We start from the raw sequence: 3,190 nt of genomic DNA, 5'->3' as shown, positions 1-3,190 counted from the left end.
GCGGAGCCCCTCCCCGAGGGGCGCGGGGAACGGCGCGAGCAACCCCCACCGTCCCGCAGACGAACGCGGTTGTTCAGGGGCGCGGGGAACTGCGCGAACGGCCCCCACCGGCCCGCACGGGGATCTGGCCGAGGAAGGCCGGGGATCAGGCGTAGAACGCCGGGCGTTCCGCGAGTTCCACCTCTACCCGGCCGCCCTCCCTCTGCGCGCGAACCCCCGCCTCGCACACCGCCGCCGTGGCATAGCCGTCCCACGCCGAGGGGCCCGTGATCTCGCCGCGCCGCGTGGCGTCCACCCACACCTGCATCTGTCGGTCGTACGCGTCCTCGAAGCGCTCCGTGAAGTCCTGGGCGATGGTGCCGCCCCAGCGCCCCGCCATGTTGGTGACGAGGGAGTGCCCGTCACCGATCCGGGCCGTACCGCGCTCGCAGACCACTTCGGCCTGCACCTGGTAGCCGAAGCCACAGTTGACGTTGATCTCGACGTCCACGATCGCCCCGCCGGCGGTCTCGAAGAGGACCAGCTGCGGGTCCTGCAGCCCCTCGGGCGCGTTCCCCGACGGAGTCGGCTTCAGCACGGTGACCGCGGTGATCTCCTGCCCGAGCAGCCAGCGCGTGATGTCCATCTCGTGCACGACGGAGTCGTTGATGAGCATCTCGCTGGTGAACCCGGGCGGGGTCGCCACATTGCGATGCCGGTTGTGCAGCATGAGCGGCCGGCCCAACTGGCCGGTCTCCAGCAGCGACTTGAGCTTCACGTACTCGGCGTCGTACCGGCGCATGAAGCCCACCTGCACCCTGCGGTGGCCGAGCCGCTGCTCGGCCTCCAGGACGCGCAGCGCCGAGGCCGAGCCGGGTGTGAGGGGCTTCTCGCACAGGACCGGCAGGTCGTGCTCGAAGGCGGCGAGCAGGGCCGCCTCGTGGGCGGGGCCAGGCGAGGCGATCAGCACGGCGTCGACGCCGTCCGCGGCCATCGCCGCGGCCGGGTCGGTGTGCGCGGAGCAGCCCTCGATGCCGTCGGCGATCCGCTTGACCCGTTCCGCGTCGACGTCGGCGACGGCGGCCACGCGGGCCCCGCTGGTCACCTCGTGGAGCCGGCGCACATGGTCGGCCCCCATCCTGCCGGTGCCGATGACGGCCACCCCGAGCACGCCCGCCATCAGGACTTCCCCTTCGACGCCGCGCCGGAGGCCTGGAGGTCCTGCTCCTCGGGGAGCCCCGCCACGTCCACGCCGCGCACCTGCGCCAACTCGTGTTTGAGGGCCGCGAGTTCGGCGCCGCCGGCCATGTGGTTGGTGAGCTCTTCGAGAGTGACGTCCGCGCGGGACGCGGAGAGTTCCATCGTGCCCAGCCGCAGGACGCTGAAGTGGTCGCCGACCATGTAGGCGTGGTGCGGGTTGTGGGTGATGAAGATGACGCCGAGGCCGCGGTCGCGGGCGGCGGCGATGTACTTGAGCACGACGCCGGACTGCTTGACGCCGAGGGCGGCGGTGGGTTCGTCCAGGATGAGCACGCGGGCGCCGAAGTAGACGGCGCGGGCGATGGCCACGGACTGGCGCTGGCCGCCGGACAGGGTGCCGATCGGCTGGTCGAGGTCGTCCAGGACGATGCCCATGGCCCGCAGTTCGGTGTCCGCGGTCCGCTTCATCGCCGCGATGTCCAGGCGGCGGATCGGCCAGGGGCCCTTGGTCATCTCGGAGCCGAGGAAGAAGTTCCGCCACACCGGCATCAACGGCACGGTGGCCAGGTCCTGGTAGACGGTGGCGATGCCCTTGTCGAGGGCCTCGCGGGGCGTGCTCAGGTGCACCGCCTCGCCGTCGATGAGGAACTCGCCCTCGGTGTGCTGGTGCAGTCCGGAGATGATTTTGATCAGCGTGGACTTGCCGGCGCCGTTGTCGCCCAGCACACAGGTGACCTGGCCGGGGTGGACGGACAGGTCCACGCCGTGCAGGGCGCGGACGTTGCCGTACGCCTTGCCGGCCGCGCGCAGCCGAACGATCGGCTGCGCGTCGGCGGGCGCGTCCCCGGGGGTGGCCTCGGGCGCGTCCTGGACGGGGGTGGCGTCGTCGCTGGAGGTGGTGTTGTCGGTCATGGGTTACCTCCGGGTTGCCTGGCGGCGGACCCACAGATTGACGAGGGCGGCGAGCAGGAGCATGACGCCGAGGAAGGCCTTGAACCAGTCGGGGTTCCAGTTGGCGTAGACGATGCCCTGGGAGACCATGCCGAAGATGAACGCGCCGATGACGGCGCCGATCGCGGAGCCGTAGCCGCCGGTGAGCAGGCAGCCGCCGATGACCGCGGCGATGATGTACAGGAACTCGTTGCCCACGCCCTCGCCGGACTGGACGGTGTTGAACGAGAACAGGATGTGCATGCCGACGAACCAGGCGCCGGCGCCGACGCCCATGAACAGGGCGATCTTGGTGAAGGTGACGGGCACGCCGACCGCGCGGGCGCTCTCCTGGCTGCCGCCGGTGGCGAAGATCCAGTTGCCGAACTTGGTGCGCAGCAGCAGCCAGGTCGCGAGGGCGGCGAGGACCAGCCAGTAGAAGACGGTGATCTTGACGTCGACCCCGCCGATGCCTATCTCCGAGGCGAAGATGCTCTTGGCCTGGTCGAAGCCGTCCATGTCGCTGATGGAGTCGGTGGCGACGTTGCCGGTGAAGAGCTTGGTGATGGCGAGGTTGGCGCCCTGGAGGATCAGGAACGAGCCCAGCGTGATGAGGAACGAGGGCAGTCCGGTGCGTACCAGCAGGTAGCCGTTGAACGCGCCGATCGCCAGGGCCACCACCAGGGCGACGATGACGCCGGTCCACACGTTCATGGACAGCTGGAAGCTCCACATGCTCGCCGTGAGCGCGGAGGTGGTCACGGCCACACCGGCGGAGAGGTCGAACTCGCCGCCGATCATCAGCAGGGCCACCGGCAGGGCCATGATGCCCATCACGGAGGCCTCGTAGAGCACGTTGGCCAGCGAGCTCGCCTCACGGAAGGGGGAGGCGACCGCGAAGAAGAAGATGTAGACGACGATCGCCGCGATGAGTGCGCCGATCTCCGGGCGGGCCGCCAGGCGGCGGGCCAGGGACCGTTCCGAGGTCCGGCCGTCCTTGGGGGCGGCCGGCGAAGCCGGCGGCGAGGAGCTCGCCGCCGGTGCCGTTGCCTGGGTCATGGGTGTCACCGAGTACCCTTCG

At 70.4% G+C, this 3,190-nt stretch carries 3 protein-coding genes; all 3 read right to left on the bottom strand.

The genetic code is table 11. The features are described from left to right. Positions 1–145: 145 nt before the first annotated feature. The 3 genes from ACFWGJ_RS42945 to ACFWGJ_RS42935 are packed head-to-tail and all read right to left on the bottom strand — an operon-like array spanning position 146 to position 3,168. Positions 146–1,159 carry a Gfo/Idh/MocA family protein gene (locus ACFWGJ_RS42945; protein WP_387334396.1) on the bottom strand — a complete coding sequence of 338 codons (1,014 nt, stop codon included), beginning with the start codon at positions 1,157–1,159 and terminating at the stop codon, positions 146–148. Beyond that, complete coding sequence (locus tag ACFWGJ_RS42940) at positions 1,159–2,091, bottom strand: ATP-binding cassette domain-containing protein (RefSeq protein WP_387334395.1); 933 nt, start codon at positions 2,089–2,091, stop codon at positions 1,159–1,161. The genes ACFWGJ_RS42945 and ACFWGJ_RS42940 overlap by 1 nt, the downstream gene beginning before the upstream one ends. 3 nt (positions 2,092–2,094) lie before the next feature. Further along, positions 2,095–3,168: an ABC transporter permease gene (locus tag ACFWGJ_RS42935; RefSeq protein WP_387334397.1), complete on the bottom strand. Its 1,074-nt coding sequence runs from the start codon at positions 3,166–3,168 to the stop codon at positions 2,095–2,097. Between the last annotated feature and the right edge of the window lie 22 nt (positions 3,169–3,190).

It is taken from the genome of Streptomyces sp. NPDC060205 (assembly GCF_042728395.1).
Taxonomy (GTDB): Bacteria; Actinomycetota; Actinomycetes; order Streptomycetales; family Streptomycetaceae; genus Streptomyces.
The sequence above is the reverse complement of the archived record's forward strand: the minus strand, read 5'-3'. Positions and strand labels throughout refer to the sequence as shown.

Coding starts and splice junctions, on each gene's coding strand:
- ACFWGJ_RS42945 (WP_387334396.1), bottom strand. CDS start 1,159: ATGGCGGGCGTGCTCGGGGTGGCCGTCATCGGCACCGGCAGGATGGGG.
- ACFWGJ_RS42940 (WP_387334395.1), bottom strand. CDS start 2,091: ATGACCGACAACACCACCTCCAGCGACGACGCCACCCCCGTCCAGGAC.
- ACFWGJ_RS42935 (WP_387334397.1), bottom strand. CDS start 3,168: ATGACCCAGGCAACGGCACCGGCGGCGAGCTCCTCGCCGCCGGCTTCG.